The organism is Streptomyces sp. NPDC030183 (assembly GCF_055573455.1).
This window is the reverse complement of record NZ_JBVIBK010000004.1, coordinates 274,737-300,424: the sequence shown is the minus strand read 5'-3', so window position 1 is coordinate 300,424 and position 25,688 is coordinate 274,737. Positions and strand designations below refer to the sequence as shown.

Genomic DNA, 25,688 nt, shown 5'->3' with positions numbered 1-25,688 from the left:
GACCGGGAGCACGGCCGCTCTGTTCCCTGGACGGGGTGACCGGTGGGCCGGCCCGGCGGGGGCGCCGGCCGGTGGTCCGGGGCGCGGGCCGGGGCATGGATGGTCGGGGGTTTCCGGGGTGCGGGAAGCGATGCGGTTCGAGGTGCTGGGACCCCTGCGGGTGTGCCGGGGCGACGAGGAGCTGGACCTCGGCTTCCCCCAGCAACGCGCCCTGCTCGCACTGCTGTTGGTGCGGGCGGGCCGCCCCGTGCCGACCGGCGGGATCGTCGACGTGCTGTGGCCCGGGCGGCCCCCGGCCAGCGCGACGAACGTCGTACGGCGGTACGCCGGTGCGCTGCGGCGGCTACTCGAACCGGGTCTGCCGCCGCGCGCCCCCGGGCACCGCGTGCTGCGCCGCGCCGGTGGTTATCTGCTGGAGGCGACCGAGGACGAGGTGGACCTGCTGCGCTTCCGCGCGCTCACCAAGCGCGGCAAGCGGGCGGCGGCCACCGGGCGGTCCGAGGCGGCGCTGCGGCATTTCGTGGCCGCCCTGGGCGACTGGCACGGCCCGGTGGCGATGGGCATCCCCGCGTCCGTCCGCGAGCACACCGAGTTCGCCGCGCTGGAGCGCGAGGTGGCGCGCACGGCGCGGATGGCCGCCGACGCCGCGCTGCTCTGCGGCCACCCCGAGCTGGTGCTGCCGCATCTGCGCCGGGCCGTCGAACTCGACCCGCTGGACGAGTCGTCGCAGGCGGGCCTCGTCATGGCCCTGGCCGCGTCCGGCCTCCAGGCGGAGGCGCTGGCGGCGTTCGAACGCGTACGGCGGCTGCTCGCCGAGGAGCTGGGCATCGTCCCCGGCCCCGAACTGGTGACCGCCCACACCCGGGTACTCCACCAGGAGTGGGGGCCGCTGCGGCCCACCGGGCCGGCACCACCACCCCGCCCCGCACCGACCGGCACCGTCCCGGCCCCCGGGGGCCACCGGACACCGGCGCACACCGTCCCCCCGACCGCCCCCGCCCCGTCGCCCGCCCTCGTCCGCCCCGCCCAGCTTCCCCCCGGCCTCCCCGTCTTCGTCGGCCGAGAGGCGGAACTCGGCACCCTGCTGCGGGCCACCGACTCGGCCGACGCCTCCGCCGGGGCGCCCACGACCGTGCTGGTCAGCGGGATGCCCGGCATCGGCAAGACGACGCTCGCTGTGCACTGGGCGCACCGGGTCGCCCACCGGTTCCCTGACGGCCAACTCCACGTGGCGCTCAGGGGGTTCGGGACAGCCGGGCCCCCGCTGGAGCCCGGCGAGGCGCTGCGCGGGATGCTCGCCGCGCTCGGGGTGCCCGCCGCGAGGATGCCGGACGGGGTGGACTCCCTGGCCGGGCTCTACCGCAGCACCCTGGTCGGGCGGCGGCTGCTCGTGCTGCTCGACGACGCGGCGGACACCGAGCAGGTACGGCCGCTGCTGCCCGCCTGCCCGGGCACCCTCACCGTGGTCACCAGCCGTCTCGCGCTGTCCGGGCTGACCGCGTCGGGGGCCCGTCCGCTGCACCTGGACCTGCCGTCGGCGGCGGACGCACGCGCCGCCCTCGCGCGTCGCGTCGGCCCGGGGCGGGCCGCCGCCGAGCCCGGGGCCGCCGCGGAGATCGTCGCGCGGTGCGGACGGCTGCCGCTGGCGCTTGCCGTCGTGGCCGCCCGCGCCGCCGACCGCCCCGACGCCCCGCTGTCAGCGATCGCCGCCGCACTACGGTCCCCGGCCGACGGCCTCGACCCCTTCACCGGTACGGGAGCCGCGCCCGGCGTCCGAGCCGCCTTCGACTCCTCCTACCGCCGGCTGCCCCCGGAGAGCGCCCGCCTGTTCCGGCTGCTGTCCCTGCGCCCGGGCCCGGGCCTCACCGCCGGTACGGCCGCCGCGCTGACCGGCCTCCCGCCCCGCCGCACCCGGCTGCTGCTCGACGAACTCGCCGACGCCCACCTCGTCACCGAACACGCCCCCGGCCGCTACGTCCAGCACCGCCTGCTGCGGCTCTTCGCCGCCGAGCTGGCCGACAGGCACGACTCCCCCGCGGAACGCGGCGCCGCCCTCGACCGGCTCCGCACCCACACCTCGCACGGTGACGGGCCCTAGAGCGTTTCTGATGGCTCTTGGTGGGCGGGGTGGATCTCCTGGTTGGCCGGGCAGGACGCCCTTATGGTGCGGCGACACGAGCTCACGGACGCGCAGTGGCGGAAGATCGAGCCTCTCCTGCCCGGTAACGGCAAGCCGGGTGGGCAGTGGGCGGATCACCGCAGGGTGATCAACGGGGTGTTGTTCCGGGCCCGGACCGGGGTGCCCTGGCCTGACCTGCCGGAACGGTACGGTCCTTGGCAGACCGTCTATGAGCGCCATCGCCGCTGGTCGGCCGACGGCACCTGGCAGGCCGTCCTTGAGGAGTTACAGATCGAGGCGGATGCCGGCGACCCGGACGGGGCGCTCGCTGGCCGGGCAGGCCGGCAGGAGTGGGCGGTGAACATCGGCTCCACGTCCTGCCGGGCGCATCAGCACGCGGCCGGAGCGCCTCGCAAGCCCCCGGCCGACCACCCGCAAAAAGGGGCGGGACGCGTGAGGAGGCAGATGGGCGGGAGGCGTTGGGGCGCTCACGGGGCGGGCTGACCAGCAAGGTCCATCTGCTCTCCGACGACCGGGCCCGCCCGCTGCATTGGCTGACCTCGCCCGGTCAGCGCGGTGACAGCCCGATGTTCGCCCCGGTGCTGGACGGCCTACGCATCCGGCGCCGCGGACCGGGCCGCCCGCGCAGCCGGCCGGACCGGGTGCGCGGCGACAAGGCCTACTCCAGCCGCGACAACCGCGCCTACCTGCGCAGGCGCGGCATCAAAGCCACCATCGCCCAGCCCGACGACCAGCAGCTTCACCGCAAGCGCCGGGGACGAGCCGGTGGCCGGCCCCCGGCCTTCGACAAGGTCCAGTACCGCCGTCGCAACGCAGTCGAGCGATGCGTGAACAAGTGGAAACAGTTCCGCGCGGTGGCCACCCGGTACGACAAACGCGACTACATCTTCAACGGCACCCTGACCGTCACCGCGATCGTCATCTGGCTCCGAGACACCGTCCAAGAGCCATCAGAAACGACCTAGCGCCGTCACTTCGCCGTCACTCTTTTTGCACATCCTCCTTCCTACGCTCCCGGTGCAGTGACCGACGGTGTGTTCGAACGGCCCGGGAGGCAGCCAGAGATGATCTCCGACACCAGCACGCCAGGGGCCCCGGCCCTCCGTATCGCCGTCCTCGACGAGGCGCCGGCACGGCTGCCGGGTCGTACGCCGTCCGGCGCGGAGGCGTACCGGCTGACCGCGCGGACCGGTGGCGAGTACCTGTTCGTGGGCGTCTGCGGGAGCGGCGCCCGCTCCCCGGAGTGTCCGCCCGACTTCGCGCTGGGGCCCGGTGACATCTGCTTCTACGACGCCGACCACCCGCCGTTACTGGAGTTCCCCGACCGTTTCCGGCTGAAGGTGTTCCTCGTGCCGCGTGAGGCGATGGGGTTGGAGGAGCGCGACGTGCGGCGGGTGACGGCGGCGCCGGTGGCCCGGGCCTCCCGGCTGGGTTCGCTGCTGTCGCCGTTCCTGTCGGAGCTGGCCGACTCGGCGGTCTCCGCCCGGCCGCTGGTCGCCGAGATGCTCACCCGGAACGCGGTGAACCTGCTGGCCACCCTCGCCACCGACCAGCTGGGCCGGGAGGCGGGCGGGCCGCCGGGCGGCCGGTCGCCGCTGGTGGCACGCATCCTGCGGTTCATCGACGAGCATCTGGCCGACGCGGATCTGTCGCCCGAGGTGATCGCCGGGGCGCACCACATCTCGGTGCGCTATCTGCACAAGCTGTTCCAGGACGAGGGCACCACGGTGGGCCGCTGGATCCAGCGCCGCCGGCTGGAGGAGTGCCGGCGCGATCTGGAACTCGGTGTCCGGGGGCGCCGCACGATCGCCTCGGTGGCGGGCCGGTGGGGTTTCCTGAGCGCGACGCACTTCAGCCGGGTGTTCCGCGCGGCGTACGGGATGTCCCCGAGCGAGTGGCGGGACAGCACGGTCCGGGTCGTGCGGACCCTCGCCCGGTAGCAGCCGCGGGCGGCGGCCCCGGACAGGGGGCCGCCGCCCGCGGGGGAGGCAGGGCCGTCAGGACGGCGGGCGGGTCCACGCGGCGTCGGAGGCCGACAGGCGGAGGCCGGCCACGCCGGCCGACGCGAGCAGGAACAGGATCAGGCCCAGGGTGGCCGTGAGTCCGGCGTGCCGCAGGAGCAGGGCTCCGGCGAGGGCGCCGAGGAACATCGCGAGGACGGACAGGACGCGCCGCCCGGGCCGGGGCGCGGCCCCGCCGGCCGGGGTGGAGTCGGCCGCGAGGCCCGTCAGGGTGAGGGTGAGGACGGTCGTGGTGAGGTCGGGGACGCCGAGGCGCCGTACGACCGCGTTCTGCAGCCCCATCGCCAGCCCCAGCAGCACGATCAGGGTGTGGCGGAGAGGGCCGCCGACACGGTCGCCGTCGGAGAGGGCGGCGGCGAGGACGGCCGCGGCGGCGAGAACCGTCTGCGCGGCCACGGCGATCGCCGGCACCTTCCCGCGGTGGGCGGCGAACCGGGCGGAGACCCGGCCCCCGGCCAGCGCGCCGGCGAGGAAGGCGGCCATGGCGACGACGGACGCGAGCGCGGACAGGCCCTCGGCACCCGCCAGGGCGAACCCCAGGAAGACCACGTTGCCGGTCATGTTGGCGACGAAGACATGGCCGAGCGCCAGATAGCTGACCGCGTCGACGAGGCCGGTCACCACCGTGAGGACCAGCAGGAGCGGCGGCAGCGGCCCGTGCCGGTCGCCGCGCGGCGGTACGAGGGTGCGGGCCGCGTCGGCCACCAGCTCACGCACGGCCCGGCACCCCTTCCGGCTCCGCCCCGGGGGCCGGGCGGTGCAGGACCACCCGGGTGGCGAACCCGGCGGCCGGGCCGAGCAGGACCGCGGTGACGGAGATCCACAGCGGCCACGGACCGAACCCGAGCGCCTCGTCGGCCGCCCAGCGGCCGGGGCCGGTGAGCGCGAGCACGGCGGCCACGAGCACGAGGACGAGCGGGTACTCGTACCCGTCGTTCTGCACCCACAGGCCGTTGCGCCACTTGACGGTGCCCGCGACCGTCATGACGCCCATGGCGGTCATCGCCGCCAAGGGGGTGAGCAGCCCGGCCGCCAGGAACAGGCCGGCGCCGAGCTGGCCGCCGCCCGCGGCGAGCGCGGTGAGCCGGCCGCCGCGGAAGCCGTCGCGGCGGAACTCCTCGGTTCCGCCGGCCAGGCCGTTCCCGCCCAGCAGGAAGCTGACCTTCTGCACCCCGTGGCCGGCGATGAGGAGCCCGACCACGGCACGCAGGAGCAACAGTCCGGTGTCCATCACGTTCCCGCCCGTTCCCGACGTCCGTCGTGCTCTCAGCCGGCCGCGTGGGCGCCGATGACGGCGTGCGCGTAGACGATTCCGAGGCCGTAGGCGCCCGCGTGCTCCTTCACGACCTCCGTGGTGGGCCCGTACGTCTCCTGGCGCGCCCAGTCCCGCTGGAGCTCCAGCAGCACCTGCACCCAGGTGACGGGTACGGCGCCGGCCTGGACCATGCGCTGGACGGCGTGCTCGTGGGCCTGCGGGCTGACGCCGCCGGAGGCGTCGGTGACGACGTAGACCTCGTAGCCCTGGGCGAGCGCGGACAGCGTGGGCAGGACGACGCACACCTCGGTCCACAGACCGGCGATGACGAGCTTCTTGCGGCCGGTGGCCTTGACGGCCTCGACGAAGGCGACGTCCTCCCAGGCGTTCATCGTCGTACGGTCGACGATCTTGTGGTCGGGGAAGACGTCGGCGAGCTGTGGCAGGAGGGGGCCGGAGAAGGACTCGGCGGCCACCGTGCTCAGCACGACGGGCACGTCGAAGACCTTGGCCGCCTTGGCCAGGCCCACGGTCGCGTTGATGATCGCGCCGCGGTCGCCGCTGCCGGTGCCGAAGAACATCTGCGGCTGGTGGTCCACGAAGAGGACCGCGCAGTTGTCGGGGGTGAGGAGGTCGGGGCCGGGAGCGGCGGTGACCTCGTCGATGTCGACCATGGGGGTGCCTTTCTGATGTGACGGGTGTGATCCGGAGGAGGCAGTGATGTCCCCCGCGCCCCTGGAAAGGGACGTCAGAGGGAGAAGCAGGGGTCGAGTGCCTGGTCGCCGTCGGTGCCGGTGGCGAGTCCGCGCGCGGCGCGCCACCGCCGGTGGAGTGCGGACTCGGCGGCGGCCTCGCCGAGCAGCTCGGCCTGGCGGGCGCCCGACCGGCCGTCGCCGCCGGTGGTCTGGTAGCCGCCGTGGTGCGCGACCGGGCTCCAGTCGGGGCTGACCGGCGGGAGTTCCTCGTCGAGGCCCTCGTACTCGGCGGCGGCGTGCACGATCCGGCCGCCGACGACGGTCAGGACGGACTCGATGTGGGGGATGTCCGGCTCGGGCACGGTGAAGTAGTCCTCGGACAGCAGCGCGAGGTCGCCGAAGTACCCGGTGCGCAGGACGCCCTTGAGGTGGTCCTCGCCGGTGAGGGCGGCGCCCGCCGTGGTGAACATCGCGAGGGCGGTGGCCCGGTCGACCCGGTTGCGGGGCGGGCGCAGGGCCAGGTCGCCGACGGTACGGCCGCTGACCAGCCAGTGCAGGGCGACCCAGGGGTTGTAGGTGGACACCCGGGTGGCGTCGGTGCCGGCGCCGACGGTCAGGCCCCGCTCCAGCATGGCGCGGACCGGCGGGGCGGTCGCGGCGGCCTCGGGGCCGTAGCGGCGCAGGAACGCCTCGCCCTGGAAGGACAGGCGGTTCTGCACGGACAGGGCTCCGCCGAGGGCGGCGATCCGGTCCAGGCTGCCGGCGGAGACGGTCTCCGCGTGGTCGAACAGCCATCGGTTCCCGGCGGGGAAAAGCCCTTCGGCGGCGAGTTTCTCGAATACGGCGAGGTCCCGGCGAATGGTCTCGTCATAGGTGGCGTGGAGCCGGAATCCCCAGCCGTTCTCCATGAGGATCCGTACGGCCTTCTCGAATTCCGTCTCGTAGTCCGCGGTGAGTTCCGGACGCGGTTGACCGAAGTTCTCGAAATCCGCGGCGGCCCAGGTGAGATTCTCGCCCGCCCCGTTGAGGCGCAGCCAGGCGTCGCCGTCCTCCGGGCGGACCGTCGCGGTCCAGCGGGCCAGGTCGGCCGTCTCCTGGCCGGGGGTCTGCGGGAAGAGGTGATAGGCGATGCGCAGGGAGAGCTGTCCGGCCCCGGCGAGTTCGACGACCGTGCGGTAGTCGTCGGGGAAGTTCTGGAATCCGCCGGCGGCGTCGATGGCGGAGGTGAGCCCGAACCGGTTGAGTTCCTTGAGGAAGTGCCGGGTGGAGGTCTTCCGGTCCTCATCGTCCAGGGCCGGTGCCTTGGCGAGCGTCGAGTAGAGGATCAGGGCGCTGGGCGCGGCCAGCAGCAGGCCCGTGGGGGCGCCGTCCCGGCCGCGGACGATCTGGCCGCCCCTGGGGTCGGGGGTGTCGCGGGTGTATCCGGCGGCCTTGAGCGCGGCGCGGTTGAGGATCGCCGACTGGTAGAGGTGCAGGACGAACACGGGGGTGTCGGGCGCGGCGGCGTTCAGTTCGGCGACGGTCGGCAGCCTGCGCTCGGCGAACTGCTCGGCCGACCAGCCGCCCACCACCCGCACCCACTGTCCCCGGGGGGTGCGGGCCGCCTGTTCGCGGAGCATGGCGAGGCCCTGGCGGAGGGTGGGGACGCCGTCCCAGCGAAGTTCCAGGACGTAGTTGAGGCCGCCCCGGATGACGTGCAGGTGGGAGTCGTTGAGTCCGGGGACGGCGCGGCGGCCGAGGGCGTCGACCACCCGTGTCGCCGGGCCGATGCGGGGCGCCACGTCGCTGTCGTCGCCGACGGCCATGATGACCCCGCCGCGCACGGCGAGCGCCTCGGCCGCCGGGCGGCCCGGGTCACCGGTGTGGATCCTCGCGTTGCGGACGACGAGGTCCGCGGCGTCGTCGACGGCACGGGGCACGAGCCCACCGACCGGCATCGTGGACAACTTGGGCCAACCTCCTGGGAAAAGGGGCGGGAGCGGCTGAACGGGGTGTGCCCTCAAGTTATTTCGCAAGGCCGTATCCGGATGACCCGGCAGCGCACGGAATTCGTACTCACAGCGCACTGCCGTGGTCCGGCGCTTTTCCCGTGCGCTGTGGGATAAGTCCCGGTGCGCGCAGGGGCCATTCCCGTCGCGTTCCCGGTCCTAGCGTGCGGAACGACGCACCCGCGCCTCGCGCACAACACATCGGGAGAAACACATGTCCGACACCGTCGAACCGGTACGGCCGGTCCTGGAACCGGCGGCCGCCGCCTTCGCCGAGGCGACGGCCAACCGCCCCTTCCTCTTCGAACTCCCGCCCGCGGAGGGCCGCAAGGCGGTCGACGAGGTGCAGTCCGGCGACATCGGCAAGCCGGAGATCGACGAGGAGTGGATCACCGTCTCGGGCGGCCCGACGGGCAGCGTCAGGGCGCGGATCGTGCGGCCCGCCGGCGCCGAGGGCGCCCTGCCGGTGATCCTCTACATCCACGGCGCCGGCTGGGTGTTCGGCAACGCCCACACCCACGACCGTCTCGTCCGTGAACTGGCCGTCGGCGCGGGCGCCGCCGTGGTCTTCCCGGAGTACGACCTCTCCCCCGAGGCCCGTTACCCGGTCGCCATCGAGCAGAACTACGCCGTCGCCAAGTGGGTCGTGGAGCAGGGCGCGTCGAAGGAGCTGGACGGCTCGCGGCTCGCGGTGGCCGGTGACTCGGTCGGCGGCAACATGACCGCCGCCCTGACCCTGATGGCCAAGGAGCGCGGGGATGTGCCCCTGGTCCAGCAGGTCCTCTTCTACCCGGTGACCGACGCGAACTTCGACACCGGCTCCTACCGCCAGTTCGCCGAGGGCTACTTCCTGCGCCGCGACGGCATGGAGTGGTTCTGGGACCAGTACACGACCAGCGAGGAGGAGCGCGCGGAGATCACCGCGTCCCCGCTGCGCGCCACCACCGAGCAGCTGACCGGGCTCCCTCCGGCGCTGGTCGTCACCGGTGAGGCCGATGTCCTGCGCGACGAGGGCGAGGCGTACGCGAACAAGCTCCGCGAGGCGGGCGTCCCGGTCACCGCCGTCCGCTTCCAGGGCATCATCCACGACTTCGTGATGCTCGACGCGCTGCGCGGCACCCATGCCGCCGAGGCCGCGATCACGCTGGCCACCGGCACCCTGCGCACCGCGCTGCACGCCGGCTGACCGACCCGTACCGAGAGAGAGAACCCCCTCATGTCCACCACGCCCACCGCCCTCCTCGTGCACGGGGCCTTCGCCGACGCGTCCAGCTGGGCCGGCGTCGTCGAGGAGCTCCAGAGCCACGACATCCCCGTCGTCGCCGTACCGAACCCGCTGCGGGGCCTGGCCTCCGACGCCGCGTACATCGCCTCCGCGGCCGCCCAGATCGACGGCCCCGTCGTCCTCGTCGGCCACTCCTACGGCGGTGCGCTCATCACCGTGGCGGGCGCGACCGAGAACGTCGTCGGCCTGGTCTACGTGGCGGCGTACATCCCGGAGGAGGGCGAGAGCCTCGGCGAGCTGCAGGGGCGCTTCCCGCTGTCCCCGCTCGTCGCCAACCTGGTGGAGCGGACCTACCCCGTCGAGGGAGGGGAGCCCGGTGTCGAGGTCACCATCGCCCCGGACGCCTTCCCGGGCATCTTCGCCGCCGACGTCCCCGCGGAGGTGACCCGGATCCTGGCGGTGTCGCAGCGTCCGCTGGCCACCGCCGCGTTCACCGAGACCCCGCCGGTCGCCGCCTGGAGGACCCGGCCGTCCTGGGCCGTGGTCGCGGCGGCCGACGAGGCCATCAACCCCGAGGTCCAGCGCTTCGCCGCGAAGCGCGCGGGCTCCACCGTCACCGAACTGGAGGGCGCCTCGCACGCGGTGGCGGTCTCCCGCCCCGCGGAGGTGGCGGCGGTCATCCGCGACGCGGTACGCCTCACCGGCTGAACGACGTGTGCCCCGCACCCCGGTCAGGGGCGCGGGGCACACGTGCCGCCGGGTTCAGGACGTCACTCGCCGTCGGGCGCCAGCCGCAGCGAGATGCTGTTGATGCAGTACCGCTGATCCGTGGGGGTGGGGTACCCCTCCCCCTCGAAGACGTGCCCGAGGTGCGATCCGCACCGGGCGCACCGCACCTCGGTCCGCACCATGCCGTACGACCGGTCCTCGATCAGTTCCACCGCGTCGCTGTCCTTCGGGTCGTAGAAGGACGGCCATCCGCAGTGCGACGCGAACTTGGTCTCGGAGGTGAACAGCTCCGCGCCGCAGGCCCGGCAGGAGTACACCCCCTTGGTCTTCGTGTCGGTGTACTCCCCGGTGAACGCCGGTTCCGTACCGGCCTGACGCAGCACCGCGTACTCCGCCGGGGTCAGCTCCGCGCGCCACTGCTCGTCCGGCTTGTCGACGTCGTACGGCATGAGTCTCAGCCCCTCACTGCGAAAGACGGTCCAGGATCCTCGGGCCCAGGTCGGTCACGTCGCCCGCGCCCATGGTGAGAACGAGATCACCGGGCTTCGCCATTCCCGCGATCACCGCGGGCGCCTCCCTCTTGTCGTGGACGGCCGTGACCTCGGCGCCGGCCGCCCGCGCCGCGTCGATGATCAGCTCGCTGGTCACGCCCGGGATCGGGTCCTCGCGGGCCGGGTAGATGTCGAGCACGACGGACGCGTCCGCGAGGGCGAGCGACTGCCCCATCTCGGTGCCCAGTTCCTGCGTCCGGGAGAACAGATGGGGCTGGAACAGCACGAGGATGCGCGCGTCACCGACGGCGGCCCGCATCGCCTCCAGGTCGGCCGTCATCTCGGTCGGGTGGTGCGCGTACGAGTCGACGACCTGCACCCCGGCGGCCTCGCCCTTGAGCTGCAACCGCCGCTTCACACCGGTGTACGCCGCCAGGGCGGGCGCCAGCTCCGCCGCCGGGATCCCGAGCGCGACGCCGGCGGCCAGCGCGGCGACCGCGTTGTGCGCGTAGTGCCGTCCGGGCACGGACACCGTGAAGGTGAGTTCCCGCCCCTCCAGCACAACGGTGACCTCGCTCTTCAGCCCCTGCGGGACGACGCTCAGGACCCGGACGTCGGCGTCGTCGCTCTCGCCGTAGGTGACGACCCGTACGCCCGCGATACGACGGGTCAGCTCCCTGGCGCCCTCGTGGTCCGCCGAGATCACCAGCGTGCCGCCGGGCACGATACGGCCGGCGAACGTCTCGAAGGACTCGTAGATCTCGTCCATGGACGCGTAGTTGGCGTGGTGGTCCAGCTCCACGTTGAGGACGATCGCGACCTCGGGGGCGTACTTGTGGAAGCTGCGGTCGCTTTCGTCCGCCTCGGCCACGAAGATGTCGCCGTCGCCGTGCAGGGCGTTGGAGCCGGGCGCGTCGAGGTCGCCGCCGATGGCGTACGAAGGGTTCAGGCCCAGCTCGGTCAGCGACACGGCCAGCATGGAGGTGGTGGTGGTCTTGCCATGGGTGCCGGCCACCGCGATCGGGCGCAGCCCGTCCATCAGCCGGGCGAGCGCGTCCGAGCGGTGGACGACCGGGATGCCCAGCTCGGCGGCGCGGGCCAGTTCCGGGTTGTCCGCGCGGATCGCCGACGACACGACCACACAGGTCGCGTCGTCGGCGAGGTGCTCCGCGGCGTGGCCGATGTGCACGGTCGCGCCCAGCGCGCGCAACGCCTGCGCCGTCTCCGACTCCTTGGCGTCGCTCCCCGCCACCTTGGCGCCGCGCTGGGCCAGGATCTTCGCGATCCCCGACATCCCGGCCCCGCCGATCCCGATGAAGTGCGGTCGGTCCATGGCGGAAGGAAGGCCGGGTGCCATGTGCGTTCTCCCAGTACTGGTACGGCGAAGGTTCAGGGCAACCCTATGCCCATACGGCCCCGCGATCGGCAGGGACCACCGGTTGCGGCTACGCCCGGCTGTGGGAGAACAGCTTCAGCACCGGGACCCCCACCTTGTGCCGTGCCCGGGACGCCCAGTCGCGGTGGAAGAACTCCTCCACGTAGTGCGGGTCGGTCAGCACCAGCACCTCGTCGGCCCCGACCTCCTCCACCAGGGACTTCAGCGCGTCCAGCGGATGGTCCTCGATCAGCCGCCCCTGCGCCTCGCTCCCCGCCCCCCGCAGTGCCTGCAGGGATACCTCCAGAGCCCGTTCCCCCTCGTCGAGGGCCTGTTCCCCCTCCGGGGTCTCCCCCTCGCGCGCCGCCTCGTCCAGCTCGCCGAGGGCGAGGTCGTCGATGGCCCGCAGCAACCGGTCGGCCTGGTTGCCCCGCGGCTGGAGCAGCACATGGAAAGAGGCCGGCTCGTCGCCGTGCAGGGTGGTGACGAACTCCACGTCCGCGGACGTCAGAGCCTTCTCGATCATCAAAACGCTCGTGAACGACACCACAGGCGCCCTTCTTCCGGGAGGGCCCCGCGGCCCTCGCTCCTCAGGGATCTAGTGTGCCCGGCGAGACCTAAACGGAACGGATGATTCCGCCCGTTCTCACGTACGACGGTAACGACCGAACAGGAACCCGGCCTCCTCCAGCAACGACACCAGCTCGAACCGCTTGGGCACCGCCACCGAGGGCCCTCCGGCGATCCGCTGCGCGTCCCCCGCCGTGAGCATCGGCGAAACCGTCAGACACAGCTCGTCGAGGACGCCGGCCGCGATCAGCTGCCCGAGGACCCGCGGTCCGCCCTCGGTGAGCAGCCGGGTCAGGCCCAGATCGGCGAGGGCCCGTACGGCCCGCGCGGGGTCGACGCCCATGCCGTCCCCGGCGATCACCACCCGCACGCCCGCCTTCTCGGCGGTGGCCACCCGGTCGGGCGGGGCGGCGGCGCCGGTGAGCAGGAGGGTGGGGGTGAGCGGCGAGGTGAACAGGGGGAGCGAGAAGTCGAGGTCCAGTCCGGCGCTGACCACGGCGACGGCCGGGGCCGGGGTCTGTCCGGCGGCCCGGCGCGCCTCGGCGAAGGCGTCACGCGCGCGTGCCGGACGGTAGCCCTCCTGGCGTACCGTTTCGGCGCCGACGAGCACCACGTCCGCGAGTCCCCGCAGGGTGCCGAAGATCCGCATGTCGGCGTCGCTGGAGATCGGCTGGGAACGCCCGCCGTGCTGGGCGGCCCCGTCCAGTGTCGACACCATGTTGGCCCGCAGCCAGGGTTCCCGTCCGCCCGGCCCCGGCGCGGGGTAGGCGTACGCCGCCGCCAGTTCCTCCAGGCTCCACTCCCGGTCGACGGACCCGGCGCCGGGCACCCGGGCGTCGGCCGCGTCCGTGCCCCCGCCGGCCTCGTCCGGCGTTCGGGCCGCTGTCTCTTCGGTCACAGGGAACAGGCGTCGCATGTCGTGCAGTGTGGCACGGCCCTTAGACTCGGTAACCGTGTCGTCGTCCTCCACCGCCGTGTCCGGTCCCGGTTCCCCAGCAGATACGGCTCCGCTGTCCCTGTGCGCCCGCGAGCCCCGTGTCCCCGCCGACCGGCTGGTCGCCGAGATGGTGCCGCCGCCCCGCTTCGACTCGGTGCGCTTCGACACGTACATCCCGGACCCGAACCAGCCCAGCCAGACCGAGGCCGTCCAGGTCCTCAGCGGCTTCGCGGCGGGCCTCGGCGGCGCCCACGCGACCGGCGCCGGCAGGCGCGGCCTCTTCGGCTTCGGCAGGGCGAAGGCCCCCAAGGTCCCCGCCGGCCCGCGCGGTGTCTACCTCGACGGCGGCTACGGCGTCGGCAAGACCCATCTGCTGGCCTCCCTGTGGCACGCCACCCCGGCCGAACCCGCGCTCAAGGCGTTCGGCACCTTCGTGGAGCTGACCAACCTGGTCGGCGCGCTCGGCTTCCAGAAGACGGTCCAGACCCTCTCCGGGCACCGGCTGCTGTGCATCGACGAGTTCGAGCTGGACGACCCGGGCGACACCGTCCTCGTGTCGACGCTGCTCGGCAAGCTGGTGGACGCGGGCGTCGCCCTGGCCGCCACGTCGAACACCCTGCCCGGCAAGCTGGGCGAGGGCCGTTTCGCGGCGGCCGACTTCCTGCGGGAGATCCAGGGCCTGTCCGCCCACTTCCGCGCCCTGCGCATCGACGGCGAGGACTACCGCCACCGCGGTCTGCCCGAGGCGCCGCCGCCGTTCTCCGACGAACAGGTCACGAAGGCGGCGTACGCCACCGAGGGCTCCTCCCTCGACGACTTCCCGCATCTGCTGGAGCACCTCGCGCGCGTGCACCCCAGCCGGTACGGCGCCCTCACGGACGGCCTGAAGGCGGTGTGCCTCACCGACGTCCAGCCCGTTCCGGACCAGTCGACCGCCCTGCGGCTCGTGGTGCTCGCGGACCGGCTGTACGACCGGGAGGTCCCGGTGCTCGCCTCGGGCCAGCCCTTCGACCGGCTGTTCAGCGAGGAGATGCTGAACGGCGGATACCGGAAGAAGTACTTCCGAGCCATCTCGCGCCTCACCGCGCTCGCTCGTGACGCCGGGCGACTCGCCGGGCACTGAGCCCCACCAGCACACCGAAGCCCCTTGACCGGAGGAACTGCCCAAGGTCAAGGGGCTTTTCCGGCCATCCTTCCCACGCTTTTCAGGCTCTCTTCAGCTCGAAACGTTAAGTTAACCCTGCAAACAACCTTGCAGGGTTAACGTGTTTCTTGACCAGCGGTTGACCATTGATTGACCAAGTCATGCACCCGCCGGCCCCTGGAAGACGTGACGAACTGGCAGTGGGGAGGCTCATGTTGCGAGGTACGACGCCTCGGACCGTCATCGCGGCCCTGGCCGCCGTCCTGCTCGCCCTGCAGTTCTTCGCTCCTACCGCTTCCTTCGCATCCGCGCACACAACCGGTCACGTCAAGGCCAAGGCCACGCCCGGAAAAGCAGTCCTCACGGCCTCACCCGTACGTGACCAGTCCGTCACGCACCGCACGTGCGGTCACTCCGAGGACCCGACCGGTCCTTTCCGCACCCGTGACGGCCACCGCGCCACCACCCACGCCGCTTCAGGAGCGCCCGTACGCCTGCTCCCGGGGGAGAACCCGGCGGTCGCGAGCGAACCCGAACGGCCCTCGGCCCGGCACCACCGGCAGTCGAGATCCCTCACGGCCCACACCCCGGCCGCCCTCCAGGTCTTCCGCTGCTGAGAGCGCGGAGCCCGTTCCCCCCCACATCTGTCGTGCAAGCCCGACGCGCCGCCGTGGCGCGCCAGGAGGAGTCACCACATCATGCAGCCCCTCATCGACAACGCCCGTACCTTCGGACAGCGCCCTGAGGAGTTCGCCAGGCTGGCCGAGGGCCAGTCCCCCGAGGTCCTGTTCATCACCTGCTCCGACTCGCGGGTCGTCCCTGCCCTGATCACGGGCGCCCGCCCCGGCGAGCTCTTCGAACTGCGGACCGCCGGCAACATCGTCCCCCCGTACACGCCGGACCGCCCGACCGGTGAGACGGCCACCATCGAGTACGCCGTGGAAGTGCTCGGCGTCAGCGACATCGTGGTCTGCGGCCACTCGCACTGCGGCGCCGTCGGCGCGCTGGTGCGCGGCGACGACCTCGACGCCGTGCCCGCCGTACGCGACTGGCTCACCCACGCCACCCCGCGCCCCGAGGGCACGGTCGAGGACCCCACCGTCGCCGACGGCGTGCAGAACCACGTCCTCAGCCAGTTGCTGCGGCTGCGCTCGTACCCCTGTGTGGAGAAGCGCCTCGCCGACGGCCGGCTGCGGCTGCGCGGCTGGTACTACGAGGTCCACACCGGAGCCGTGCGCGAACACCGCGCGGACACCGACACGTTCGAGACGCTGTGAGCGGCCGGATGTCCGACATGAACTCCTCCGCGTCCCCCATATCCCCCATACGCCCCGCCTCCAGGTTCCCCCACCTCCGCCAGGACTTCGGCGCCTCGCTGGTCGTCTTCCTGGTCGCCCTGCCGCTGTGCGTGGGCGTGGCCGTCGCCTCCGGGGTGCCGGCCGAACTCGGCCTGATCACCGGCATCGTGGGCGGCATCGTCGCCGGTCTGATGCCCGGCAGCAGTCTGCAGGTCTCCGGCCCGGCGGCCGGGCTGACCGTGCTGGTCTTCGAGGCGGTGCGCCAGTTCGGCCTCCCCGCGCTCGGGGTGATCGTGCTCGCCGCCGGTCTGCTCCAACTCGCCATGGGCGCGCTGAAGCTGGGCCGCTGGTTCCGCGCGATATCGGTGTCCGTGGTCGAGGGCATGCTGGCCGGTATCGGGCTCGTGATCATCGCCGGCCAGCTGTACGCGGCGGCGGGCCTGAAGGCGCCGGCCTCCGGGCTGGACAAGATCGCGGGTCTGCCCGGCGCCCTCGTCGAGGTCGTCGGCAGCACGGCCGCGCTCGCCTCCCTCGCGCTCGGCGCGGGCACCGTCGCCGTGATGGTGCTGTGGAAGCGGCTGCCGCAGAAGGTGCAGGTGGTGCCGGGCGCACTCGCCGCGGTCGTGCTCGCCACCGTCGCGACCCTGACCTTCGGGCTGCCGGTCGCCAAGGTCGAGGTGAACGGTCTGCTGGACTCCATCCAGCCGCCGGGACTCGACGCCTTCGGCGGGCTGGCCGATGTGGCGCTGATCGGCACGATCCTCGCCTTCACGCTGATCGCCTCCGCCGAGAGCCTGTTCAGCGCGGCGGCGGTGGACCGGCTGCACGACGGGCCGCGCACCGAGTACGACAAGGAGCTGATGGCCCAGGGCGCCGGCAACACGGTGTGCGGTCTGCTGGGCGCGCTGCCGATGACCGCGGTCATCGTGCGCAGCTCCGCCAATGTCGCGGCCGGCGCCAGGACCAAGGCGTCCCGTGTTCTGCACGGTGTCTGGCTGCTGCTGTTCGCGGCGCTGCTGCCGGGGGCCCTCGCGCTGATACCGCTGCCGGCCCTGGCCGGCATCCTGGTCCACGCGGGCTGGAAGCTGATCCCGTTCCGCGCGGTCGTCTCGCTGTGGCGGGGCCACCGGGGCGAGGCGCTGATCCTGGTGACGACCGCGGTGTCGATCGTCGCGGTGAACATGTTCGAGGGCGTCCTGATCGGTCTGGCCCTCGCGGTCGTCAAGACGGCCTGGGAAGCCTCGCACATCAAGCTGGAGGTCATCGACAAGGGCGCCGGCCCGGTCCAGGCGTACCTCTCGGGCAACGCCACCTTCCTGCGCCTGCCGAAGATCCTCGACAGTCTGGAGTCGCTGCCCCAGGACCGCCCGGTGGAGCTCCATCTCTCCGGTCTGCACCACCTCGACCACGCCTGTCGCACCGCCCTGGAGAACTGGGCGGAACGCCACAGCGCGACCGGCACCGAACCGGTGAGGATGACGGGCCCGGAGCCGGAGAAGATCCCCTCGGCGACAGCCTGACCCACCCCGCCCCGGCGCCCCGGTCCCACGACCGGGGCGCCGCTCTCATGAGGGGGCATATCGTGGTATTCGCGCGGATATGCCACACAAGTGACGACCGAGGAGTCAGGGGGCGGGGGCGGTCGTCATGGTCGACTCAAAGGGGCGGTCGTCATGGGCGAAGCACTCATCGCGGCAGCCGCGGCCCTCGCCGCCGGCGGCGCCGTCTACCTCGCGGCGGCGGCCCGCGTCATCAAGCAGTACGAACGCGGCGTCGTCTTCCGTCTCGGCCGTCTCCTCGGCGCACCCAGACCGCCCGGCTTCACCCTGGTCGTCCCGGCCGTCGACCGTATCCGCAAGGTGAACATGCAGATCGTGACGATGCCGGTGCCCGCCCAGGAAGGGATCACCCGCGACAACGTCACGGTCCGCGTGGACGCGGTCGTGTACTTCAAGGTCGTCGACCCGGCCGCCGCGGTCGTCCAGGTCGAGGACTACCGCTTCGCCGTCTCCCAGATGGCGCAGACGTCCCTGCGCTCGATCATCGGCAAGAGCGACCTCGACGACCTCCTCTCCAACCGCGAGAAGCTCAACCAGGGCCTGGAGCTGATGATCGACAGCCCCGCCGTGGAGTGGGGCGTGACCATCGACCGCGTGGAGATCAAGGACGTGTCCCTCCCGGACACGATGAAGCGGTCCATGGCCCGCCAGGCAGAGGCCGACCGCGAACGCCGGGCCCGCATCATCAACGCCGACGCGGAGCTCCAGGCGTCGAAGAAGCTGGCGGAAGCGGCCCACCAGATGGCCGACGCGCCCTCCGCCCTCCAGCTGCGCCTGCTCCAGACGGTGATGGCGGTGGCCGCGGAGAAGAACTCGACCCTGGTCCTCCCCATCCCGGTGGAACTCCTGCGCTTCCTGGAACGCGGCCAGTCGGAACAGGACGCCACCCCCGGGCCCCGGCCCCGCCCGGCCCGGCCCGACTCGGCCGGCCCCTCGGAAGTCTCCGCCCCTCCCGACTCGACCACCCCGGCCGAACTCTCGAACCCTCCCGACTCGACCACCCCCGCCGAACTCTCGGACCCACGCGACTCGGCCACCCCCGCCGGCCTCTCGGACATCCCCGGCTCGGCCGCCCCTGCCCAGCTCCCCGACCCCTCCGGATCACCGGCCGCGCTTCCGCCCCACCGGACCCCGGACACCCCACCGGTCGCCCCCGAATTCCCACCCGTCACACCCGACAACCCCACGCCGACCGAGTGATAGCTACGGAACACCTTCTACGCGCGTGGTTCACGCGGCCGTACCCCCGTGATACACACAGGCGGGTCACATCCTGTCCGCCAACAGGAAGGTTGTCCCGTGTCAGTGACTCGACGTCAGGCCCTCGCCCGTACCGGTGCCCTGGGAGCGGGCATCGCGTTCACCGGAGCCCTGTCCGAACTCTTCGCGGGCACCGCGGCCGCGCAGAGCGACCTCGGCCACACCGGCTACGGCCCGCTGATCCCCGACCCGAACGGCCTGCTCGACCTGCCGAAAGGTTTCCGCTATCAGGTCCTCTCCCGCGAGGGCGAGCCGCTCCGCTCCGGTGAGGGCCGCGTCCCCAGCAACCACGACGGCATGTCCGCCTTCGCCGGCAGACACGGCCGCGTCCACCTGGTCCGCAACCACGAGAACCGCGCCACCGGCCGTATCCCGGTGCCCACGATCGAGGGCCTCACCTACGACCCGGCGGGCAAGGGCGGCTGTACGGCCCTGACGCTGGACGCCCGCGGCAACGTCCTCTCCGAGCGCGTCGCCATCGCCGGCACCGCAGTCAACTGCGCGGGCGGCCCGACTCCTTGGGGCACCTGGCTGACGTGCGAGGAGACCGAGGACAAGGCCGGCACCAACGGCTACACCAAGGACCACGGCTTCATCTTCGAGGTCGACCCGGCCGACCCGCACCGCTCGGGCGCCGTCCCGCTCACGGCCATGGGCCGCTTCCAGCACGAGGCGGTCGCCGTCGACCCGAGGCGCGGCGTCGTCTACGAGACGGAGGACGCCTTCGAGCGGCCCTTCGGCCTCTTCTACCGCTTCCTCCCCGACAGGCCGAAGGGCGGCCCGGGCTCCCTGCGCGCGGGCGGGCGCCTCCAGGCGATGCGGGTGCCCGGCGTTCCCGACCTGTCCTCCATCCAGGAGACGGGCGCCTGCTTCGAGAAGATCGAGTGGGTGGACGTGCCGGACCCCCTGGCCACCGGCACGCCCATCCGCCACCAGGACTTCGGCCCCAGGGGCATCACCCACGCCCAGAAACTGGAGGGCTGCTACTGGGGCGGTCGCTGCGTCTACTTCGTCTCGTCCTTCGCCCGCAGCGCGGACGGTTCCGCGGCCGACCACTACGGCCAGATCTGGCGCTACGACCCCGACGACCGCACCCTCTCCCTGGTGATCGTCTTCGGCCCCGACACCGACATCCAGCTGCCCGGCGAGTCCCCCGACAACATCTGCCTCGCCCCGAGCGGCGGCCTCATGGTCTGCGAGGACGGCAACGGCACCCAGCACGTCTACGGCGTCACCCGCCGCGGCGACGTCTACCCGATGGCCCGCAACGCCCAGAACATCGGCACACCCACGGAGCCCGAATGGGGCGAGTTCGCGGGCGTCACGTTCTCCCCCGACGGCCGCACGATGTACGTCAACTGCTACACCCCGGGCACGACGTTCGCGGTGACGGGGCCGTGGCGCCGTACGTGAGGTGACGGGTCGTCACTGACGCTTCGGACGGGAGGGGGCGGGCGCCCGCAGGCGCCTGCCCCCTCCTTCGTTGTCGCGCCTCCCACCCCGTCCTCCGAGAGGGTGACACTGAGTGGGACTCCGGTGCGATGAGCGGGTGATCGGACTGATTTCAGGGGTGGGGCGTTTACGTTCTGGTGGTGATCGTTCCAGTGCGAAGTCTCAGGGTGCTCTGTGCGCTCGGGGCGCTCGGGATCGCCCTGACCGCCTGCGGGGGGCCTCGTAGCGCGTCCCGCGTGGTCACCGCCACCGCCACCGCCACGGGGGCGGCTCATCGCCCGGTCGTGGCGTCCCGGCCGCCCACGCTCGCTCCCGGGCCCGCCGGTCTGGCGCCCGTGTTCGAGCATGGTCTTCGACGCCGCGGCGACAAAACCGTCGCGCTGACCTTCGACGCGGACATGACCGCGGAGCAAGGGGCTCGGGCCGCCGCGGGTGAGCGGTTCGACAATCCGCGGCTCATCGCGACGCTCCGTCGGCTGAAGGTTCCGGCGACCGTGTTCATGACGGGGCGGTGGGCCGAGGAGTATCCGATCCAGGCCCGTTCGATCGGACGGGACCCGCTCTTCGAGGTGGCGAACCACTCGTACGGTCACCACGCCTTCACCGCCGACTGTCAGGGCCTGCCCAGCCTGGAGGCGGGCCGCATCGCGGCGGACGTCGAGCGGGCCTACACCGCCTTCCGCGCGGCCGGGGTGAGGAACCCCATGCCGTACTTCCGCTTCCCGGGCGGGTGCTACGACCGCCGGGCCCTGCGCGAGCTGAGTTCGTCCGGGGTCACGGCCGTGCAGTGGGACGTGGTGAGCGGGGACGCCTCGGCCACGGACGCGGCGGTGGTCGCGCGGGACGTGCTGGAGCGGGTGCGGCCCGGGTCCGTCGTCGTCATGCACTGCATGAGGAGTGCCGCGCCCGTGACGGAACGGGCGGTACGGATGATCGTGCCCGCGCTGCGGGAACGGGGCTTCCGGCTCGTGAAGGTGTCGGAGCTGGTCGGGGCGGCGGCCGCCACCACGTCGTGAGCCCTCCGCCCGGCGCGGGGACCGTACACGCGAACGCCTGCGCGGCCTCGGGGCCGTGCCGGCGGCGATCGCGGCGAGCTGTCCGCCGCCCCCCGGGGCTTTCCGCCGCCGTCGTTCTACGCTGGACATATGAGCGACTACTGCGGCACCGAGACCACGACCAGCGGTGCGGCTCCGGACTCGGCCCCCGTCGCCGCCGGTCCGCCCTTCGCCGACTGTGTCCTGTGCCAGGAACCGACCGAGTATCCCGAGTCCTACAAGGGGATCACCCTGTGCCCCGTGTGCGAGTGGCGCGAGGCCGAGCGTACGGCTTGCTCGGGCTGACCCTCCGTTCGTCGGCCCGGAGGACGCGGAGTGTCCACAGTCCGTACAGGGCCAGCAGCGGTTTCACGACGGTCCACTCACCGGGGCGGTAGTCGTCCGCGCGCACCAGCCGCTCCGCGAGATCGGGGCGCTGCCGCCGCAGGTACGCGCGGGCCTTGAGCGCGTGCGCGGGCTGCGAGGCGATCTTGATGCGGTCCACGCCTTCGAGCAGGGGGACGACGTTCGTGATGTTCTCCCACGTCGTCGTGGACCGGTCCTCCAGGAGCACCGTGCCGTCGTACCCGAGCACCGACGTGGCGTAGTCGGCCATCAGCCGGGCCTCCGTGGTGCCGGCGCCGGTCGCGCCGCCGCTGAAGATCAGGCAGGTGTCCCGCGCACCGTCAGAGGCGGCGGAGCGGATTCCCGCACGGACCCGCCATCGGTTGATCAGGTTCACCGTCGCCCCGGGGTTGCGGTACCCCAGCACCACCACGGCCACCGAACCGGCCCCGCTGTCCCGCACGAGAACGCGGGACCAGCGCCGGTTCAGCCACTCGCCCCAGGCCAAGGCCGCGACGACCCCGGCCACCGCCAGTCCTGCCCTTCGCCCCATGCGGCGACTCTAAGCCCTTCCGACGGCACAACAGCCCTTACGAGACGGCCCGGGGCCGCTCGGCCACTCAGGTCCGCCGTGTCGTCAACGTGCACGCCACCGCTGTCGCCGCCGCCGCGCACAGGGCCGCCGCCAGGACCGGGAGGGCGGGGACCGGGATCGTGCCGCGCCGGGAGCCGTCGACCAGGGCCGTGATCGCCGCCCGAGCCGGGGAGCCCGCGACCACCAGGGCCAGGAGCGCGCCGAGGAGCAGGGCCGGGACGGCCCGGCCCGGTGAACGGAGCAGGGGCCAGTTCGTGAGGGCGCCGACGGCCGTGCCGAGGAGCGCACAGGCGAGGATCGCCAGCAGGCCGGCGGCGCCCGCGGGGATCGGTTCGACGCGTGTGTCGTGAGCCGTGCTGGTGGGGGCGCTGATGATCGTGACGACCACCGTGGCCACCGTGCCGAGCAGGCCGGCCGCCGCGAGCGCGACCAGGACGCAGGCCAGGTGCGCGCGGCCCGGCCCGGCCGCCGCGCCCGTGCAGCTGCGCGCGGCGGGGGGCTCGTTGGTCGCGCAGATCCGTACCAGCCAGGCGGCTACGGGCAGCAGCGCGGCCGCCGTGTAGCCGAGCGAGTCGAGCACCGGCTGCCCGCTCTGCACGCCGACGGCCAGGAACGCCGCGTACAGGATGACCGGCGGCAGCCAGCGCTGGGAGCGGACGAGGAGGGCGGCGTGGTAGCGGAGGAGGGCGGGCATCAGGTGTTCTCCGCTTCCAGCTCGGCCAGGACGTCGTCCCGGCCCGGCGAGGTCGTCTGTTCGGCGCCTGGCTCCGGTCGCCGCGTTCCCGTCGGGTCGGTCGGGTTCGGCACATCCGCCGTATCCGGTCCCGGCGTTCCCGTCTTGTCGGTCGGGTTCGGCACGTCCGCCATATCCGGTCCCCGCGTCCCCGTCGGTGCGTCCGCGCGTGCCACGCTCGTCACGCTCGTGACGTGCCAGGGTGGCCGGGCCCCGAGCAACGCCCGCAGCAGCGCGTCCGACTGGGGCTCGGAGACCGTGAACCGGTGTGTTCCGGGCGCCGGTTCCTCGATCGAGATCGCCAACTTCGCCGCCTCCGGGGGCACCCGCGTGCCCGTTCGGCCCCGCGCTTCGACGCGTACGCGAGGGCCGGCCGCGGCGACGGCCGACTCGCTGCCCTTCCCCGTACGGAGTTCCAGGGCGCCCCCGACCACCGCGTACGTCGCGTCCGGCACCCCGGACAGGCGCTGCGGATCGTGGTCGACGAACACCACGGCGGACCCGGCGGTCGTACGCTCGACGACCACGCGCTCCAACTCCTCACGGGCGTCGGCGTCCAGGCCGGTCCACGCCTCGTCCAGGACGAGCAGTTCCGGGTCGCCGAGCAGGGCCTGGGCCACGGCGACCTTCTGACTGCTGCCCTTGGAGAGCTGGGCCATCGGCGTACGGGCGTACTCGGCGGCGCCGAAGCGCTCCAGCCACTCGTCGGCGGCGCGCGCGGCGGCAGGGCGGTCCAGGCCGTGCACCGCGCCGAGGTGCGTGAGGTACTCGGCGGCCGTGAACGGCAGGGCCGCGGGAAAGCGTTCCGGGACGTACGCCGTGCGCGGGCGGCCCGCGATCCGGCCCTCGGTCGGCGCGTCGATCCCGGCGAGGACCCTGAGCAGCGTCGACTTGCCGGTGCCGTTCGCGCCCTCCACCCGGATCAGTCCGCCAGGGGTGACGGCCAGGTCGACACCGCGCAGCACCCAGGAGCCGCGCAACCCGTAACGGCGCCCCACGCCCTCCAGGCTCAGCAAGGGGCCCGCTCCCCCGCTCTCCGGGCTCGGCGGTGACTCACGTTCCCTGCGGACCATCCGTTCCATGCGGACCATCCTCGTACACGCGTCCGGGAGTGTGGGCGGGGATCCGGTCTTCGCCCGCTCTGATCGCGCCCGCTCTCCCGTGGGCCGCCGCCGGTGCCGCCACTGGCAGACTGGGGGCGTGACCACCAGCGACCCCGCCCCCGCACCAGACGCGACCTCCACGCCGGACCCGGCGTCCACGTCAGCCTCCGTCGCCACGCCGGACCAGGCCGCCGCTCCCTCCTACGCCCCGGCGCAGGACAGTCCCTTCCGGCACGAGCGGACCGCCCGGGACGAGGCGCCGCAGTTCGTGCTGCCCCTGGTCGTGCGGATCGAGCGGGCCGAACCCCCGGCGCGGACGGACGCGTTGGAGACGGCCGCGCGTGCCGTGCTGGTGATGCTGGGCGACGAGCGGTCGGTCGGCGAGGGAGAGTGGGCCGAGGCGATGCGGAGCTGGCAGGACGCCCGGATCCGCAAGGTGGTCCGGCGGGCGCGCGGCGCGGAGTGGCGGCGGGCCGAGGCGTTGCCCGGGATCACCGTGACGGGCAAGTCGGCCCAGGTGCGCGTCTTTCCGCCCGTCCCCCTGGACGGCTGGCCGAAGGAGCTGGCCCGCCTCCAGGTGTCCGGGACGGACCTCGACGACCCGGAGCCGCCGGTCGAGGCGGACCCCGGTGCCCCGGTGCTGTGGCTGAACCCCGAGGTCGGGATGTCGGCGGGCAAGGCCATGGCGCAGGCGGGACACGGGGCCCAACTCGCCTGGTGGGACCTGTCCGAGGAGGACCGGGCCGCTTGGCGGGACGCCGGGTTCCCCCTCGCCGTCCGCACCGCCGACCCCGCCCGCTGGCAGGCCCTCACCACCTCCGGCCTGCCCCTCGTCCGCGACGCCGGCTTCACGGAGGTCGCCCCGGGTTCCTGCACGGTGGTCGCGGACCACCCGGCCCTGCGCGGCTGAACCGCGGAACCGAACCTTCCGCAAGCTTTTCGATGACTGCGGCCCGCCGTTGAACAGCCCGACGATCGCGTACGTATCTCCCTGCACTGGCCAAGCAACTGCCCCAACGACCAGTTGGCATTACCCGGGAGGCTCATTTTGCGGCGTATCAATGGCTCGGTCATCGCCAGCCTGGCGCTCGTCGTCACCGTCGGAGCGCTTGCGTTCCCCGTCTGGTCCTACGCCGACCGCTCGGGCACTGCTCAGGCCAACATGGCGGCCGGCACGGTCAACACCCAGTGGGGGCCGCTGACGGCCGCCGACCGCGACCTGATCATCAGGGTGCGGCTGGCGGGGCTGTGGGAGCTGCCGGCCGCCGAGCAGGCGATGCAGCGGTCGAAGAGCCCGGCCGTCAAGGAGGCCGCGGACCATCTGATCGTGGGTCACAAGGACCTCGACCAGCGGGTGCGGGCCGTGGCCGAGCAGCTGAACGTCGAACTGCCGAACCAGCCCAACGCCCAGCAGCAGGGCTTCCTGCAGCAGATGTCCAACGCCACCGACGACCAGTACGACCGCGTCTGGGCGAACCTGCTGCGCTCGGCCCACGGCAAGATCTTCCCGGCGATCGGCACGGTGCGGAACATGACCGAGAACACGCTGGTGCGCCAGCTGGCCTCGGACACCAACCAGACCGTGCTCGACCACATCACGATGCTGGAGAAGACCGGCCAGGTCGACTTCGACGCCATCGCCAACGGCACGATCTGACGCCGCCCGCGGTACGCACGCGCCGTGGCCGCCGGCCCGCCGCCCGAGCGGCGGGGCCCGAGCTGCGGGGGCGGGCGGCCCC

Annotated in this window: 25 protein-coding genes and 1 pseudogene; 15 read left to right on the top strand and 11 right to left on the bottom strand. The window is 73.0% G+C overall.

Going from position 1 to position 25,688, the window contains the following annotated elements; genetic code table 11:
• Positions 1–130 precede the first annotated feature (130 nt).
• From ACZ4Z2_RS07385 to ACZ4Z2_RS07375, 3 genes are all read left to right on the top strand, one after another.
• Complete coding sequence (locus ACZ4Z2_RS07385; RefSeq protein WP_468073311.1) at positions 131–2,098, top strand: AfsR/SARP family transcriptional regulator; 1,968 nt, start codon at positions 131–133, stop codon at positions 2,096–2,098.
• 66 nt (positions 2,099–2,164) lie between these two features.
• Positions 2,165–3,105, top strand: a protein-coding gene (locus tag ACZ4Z2_RS07380) for an IS5 family transposase (protein ID WP_468073368.1) whose coding sequence is annotated in 2 segments (ribosomal slippage) — positions 2,165–2,528 and positions 2,528–3,105 — 942 coding nt in all. Because the reading frame shifts where the segments join, the coding sequence is not laid out codon by codon here.
• Positions 3,106–3,204: 99 nt separating this feature from the next.
• Positions 3,205–4,080, top strand: coding sequence for a helix-turn-helix domain-containing protein (locus ACZ4Z2_RS07375; protein WP_468073309.1), 876 nt, complete (start codon positions 3,205–3,207; stop codon positions 4,078–4,080).
• Positions 4,081–4,137: 57 nt separating this feature from the next.
• Here the strand turns inward: ACZ4Z2_RS07375 and ACZ4Z2_RS07370 are convergent, their stop codons facing one another.
• From ACZ4Z2_RS07370 to ACZ4Z2_RS07355, 4 genes are all read right to left on the bottom strand, one after another.
• On the bottom strand, positions 4,138–4,878 hold the full coding sequence (locus tag ACZ4Z2_RS07370) for a DUF1275 family protein (RefSeq protein ID WP_468073307.1): 741 nt from the start codon (positions 4,876–4,878) through the stop codon (positions 4,138–4,140).
• Positions 4,871–5,392: a DoxX family protein gene (locus tag ACZ4Z2_RS07365; RefSeq protein WP_468073305.1), complete on the bottom strand. Its 522-nt coding sequence runs from the start codon at positions 5,390–5,392 to the stop codon at positions 4,871–4,873. The genes ACZ4Z2_RS07370 and ACZ4Z2_RS07365 overlap by 8 nt, the downstream gene beginning before the upstream one ends.
• A gap of 35 nt (positions 5,393–5,427) precedes the next feature.
• Positions 5,428–6,090 (bottom strand): hydrolase, encoded by a 663-nt coding sequence (locus ACZ4Z2_RS07360; protein WP_468073303.1) that lies wholly within the window; start codon positions 6,088–6,090, stop codon positions 5,428–5,430.
• A 74-nt stretch (positions 6,091–6,164) separates the two neighbouring features.
• Positions 6,165–8,048: an amidohydrolase gene (locus tag ACZ4Z2_RS07355; RefSeq protein WP_468073366.1), complete on the bottom strand. Its 1,884-nt coding sequence runs from the start codon at positions 8,046–8,048 to the stop codon at positions 6,165–6,167.
• 265 nt (positions 8,049–8,313) lie between these two features.
• Between ACZ4Z2_RS07355 and ACZ4Z2_RS07350 the strand changes: the two genes are divergently transcribed.
• Together ACZ4Z2_RS07350 and ACZ4Z2_RS07345 are read left to right on the top strand one after the other, a co-directional pair.
• Positions 8,314–9,285: an alpha/beta hydrolase gene (locus ACZ4Z2_RS07350; protein WP_468073301.1), complete on the top strand. Its 972-nt coding sequence runs from the start codon at positions 8,314–8,316 to the stop codon at positions 9,283–9,285.
• A 30-nt stretch (positions 9,286–9,315) separates the two neighbouring features.
• Positions 9,316–10,032 carry an alpha/beta fold hydrolase gene (locus tag ACZ4Z2_RS07345; RefSeq protein WP_468073299.1) on the top strand — a complete coding sequence of 239 codons (717 nt, stop codon included), beginning with the start codon at positions 9,316–9,318 and terminating at the stop codon, positions 10,030–10,032.
• Positions 10,033–10,094: 62 nt separating this feature from the next.
• On the opposite strand, the gene msrB is transcribed toward ACZ4Z2_RS07345, so the two are convergent.
• The 4 genes from msrB to ACZ4Z2_RS07325 form a co-directional block, all read right to left on the bottom strand.
• On the bottom strand, positions 10,095–10,502 hold the full coding sequence (msrB, locus tag ACZ4Z2_RS07340) for a peptide-methionine (R)-S-oxide reductase MsrB (protein ID WP_468073297.1): 408 nt from the start codon (positions 10,500–10,502) through the stop codon (positions 10,095–10,097).
• 13 nt (positions 10,503–10,515) lie between these two features.
• Complete coding sequence (gene murC / locus ACZ4Z2_RS07335) at positions 10,516–11,901, bottom strand: UDP-N-acetylmuramate--L-alanine ligase (protein WP_468073295.1); 1,386 nt, start codon at positions 11,899–11,901, stop codon at positions 10,516–10,518.
• Positions 11,902–11,989: 88 nt separating this feature from the next.
• Complete coding sequence (locus tag ACZ4Z2_RS07330) at positions 11,990–12,445, bottom strand: indole-3-glycerol phosphate synthase (RefSeq protein WP_468073293.1); 456 nt, start codon at positions 12,443–12,445, stop codon at positions 11,990–11,992.
• 120 nt (positions 12,446–12,565) lie between these two features.
• Positions 12,566–13,405, bottom strand: coding sequence for a pyrimidine reductase family protein (locus ACZ4Z2_RS07325; RefSeq protein ID WP_468073291.1), 840 nt, complete (start codon positions 13,403–13,405; stop codon positions 12,566–12,568).
• Between ACZ4Z2_RS07325 and zapE the strand changes: the two genes are divergently transcribed.
• From zapE to ACZ4Z2_RS07285, 8 genes are all read left to right on the top strand, one after another.
• A complete protein-coding gene (gene zapE / locus ACZ4Z2_RS07320) occupies positions 13,404–14,549 on the top strand; it encodes a cell division protein ZapE (RefSeq protein ID WP_468073289.1) in 1,146 nt (381 codons plus the stop codon). The two genes, ACZ4Z2_RS07325 and zapE, sit on opposite strands and share 2 nt — an antisense overlap.
• 233 nt (positions 14,550–14,782) lie before the next feature.
• A complete protein-coding gene (locus ACZ4Z2_RS07315) occupies positions 14,783–15,187 on the top strand; it encodes a hypothetical protein (RefSeq protein WP_468073287.1) in 405 nt (134 codons plus the stop codon).
• 81 nt (positions 15,188–15,268) lie between these two features.
• Positions 15,269–15,847 carry a carbonic anhydrase gene (locus tag ACZ4Z2_RS07310; RefSeq protein WP_107460967.1) on the top strand — a complete coding sequence of 193 codons (579 nt, stop codon included), beginning with the start codon at positions 15,269–15,271 and terminating at the stop codon, positions 15,845–15,847.
• Positions 15,848–15,855: 8 nt separating this feature from the next.
• On the top strand, positions 15,856–17,388 hold the full coding sequence (locus tag ACZ4Z2_RS07305; protein WP_468073284.1) for a SulP family inorganic anion transporter: 1,533 nt from the start codon (positions 15,856–15,858) through the stop codon (positions 17,386–17,388).
• 153 nt (positions 17,389–17,541) lie between these two features.
• Positions 17,542–18,627, top strand: coding sequence for a slipin family protein (locus ACZ4Z2_RS07300; protein ID WP_468073282.1), 1,086 nt, complete (start codon positions 17,542–17,544; stop codon positions 18,625–18,627).
• A 105-nt stretch (positions 18,628–18,732) separates the two neighbouring features.
• Positions 18,733–20,100 (top strand): PhoX family protein, encoded by a 1,368-nt coding sequence (locus ACZ4Z2_RS07295; RefSeq protein ID WP_468073281.1) that lies wholly within the window; start codon positions 18,733–18,735, stop codon positions 20,098–20,100.
• A 179-nt stretch (positions 20,101–20,279) separates the two neighbouring features.
• Entirely contained in the window at positions 20,280–21,155 is an 876-nt protein-coding gene (locus ACZ4Z2_RS07290) for a polysaccharide deacetylase family protein (RefSeq protein WP_468073279.1), read from the top strand.
• Positions 21,156–21,284: 129 nt separating this feature from the next.
• On the top strand, positions 21,285–21,479 hold the full coding sequence (locus ACZ4Z2_RS07285; protein WP_468073277.1) for a hypothetical protein: 195 nt from the start codon (positions 21,285–21,287) through the stop codon (positions 21,477–21,479).
• Here the strand turns inward: ACZ4Z2_RS07285 and ACZ4Z2_RS07280 are convergent.
• From ACZ4Z2_RS07280 to ACZ4Z2_RS07270, 3 genes and pseudogenes are all read right to left on the bottom strand, one after another.
• A complete protein-coding gene (locus ACZ4Z2_RS07280; protein WP_468073275.1) occupies positions 21,421–22,071 on the bottom strand; it encodes a YdcF family protein in 651 nt (216 codons plus the stop codon). The genes ACZ4Z2_RS07285 and ACZ4Z2_RS07280 overlap by 59 nt on opposite strands.
• 67 nt (positions 22,072–22,138) lie before the next feature.
• Positions 22,139–22,807: an ABC transporter gene (locus tag ACZ4Z2_RS07275; RefSeq protein WP_468073273.1), complete on the bottom strand. Its 669-nt coding sequence runs from the start codon at positions 22,805–22,807 to the stop codon at positions 22,139–22,141.
• Positions 22,808–22,998: 191 nt separating this feature from the next.
• Positions 22,999–23,919, bottom strand: a pseudogene (locus ACZ4Z2_RS07270) (ABC transporter ATP-binding protein); the annotation flags it as partial.
• A 127-nt stretch (positions 23,920–24,046) separates the two neighbouring features.
• Between ACZ4Z2_RS07270 and ACZ4Z2_RS07265 the strand changes: the two are divergent.
• Positions 24,047–24,859, top strand: a complete 813-nt coding sequence (locus ACZ4Z2_RS07265) for a peptidyl-tRNA hydrolase (protein ID WP_468073271.1) — start codon at positions 24,047–24,049, stop codon at positions 24,857–24,859.
• A 138-nt stretch (positions 24,860–24,997) separates the two neighbouring features.
• Positions 24,998–25,606 (top strand): DUF4142 domain-containing protein, encoded by a 609-nt coding sequence (locus ACZ4Z2_RS07260; protein WP_468073269.1) that lies wholly within the window; start codon positions 24,998–25,000, stop codon positions 25,604–25,606.
• The last annotated feature ends 82 nt before the right edge of the window (positions 25,607–25,688 follow it).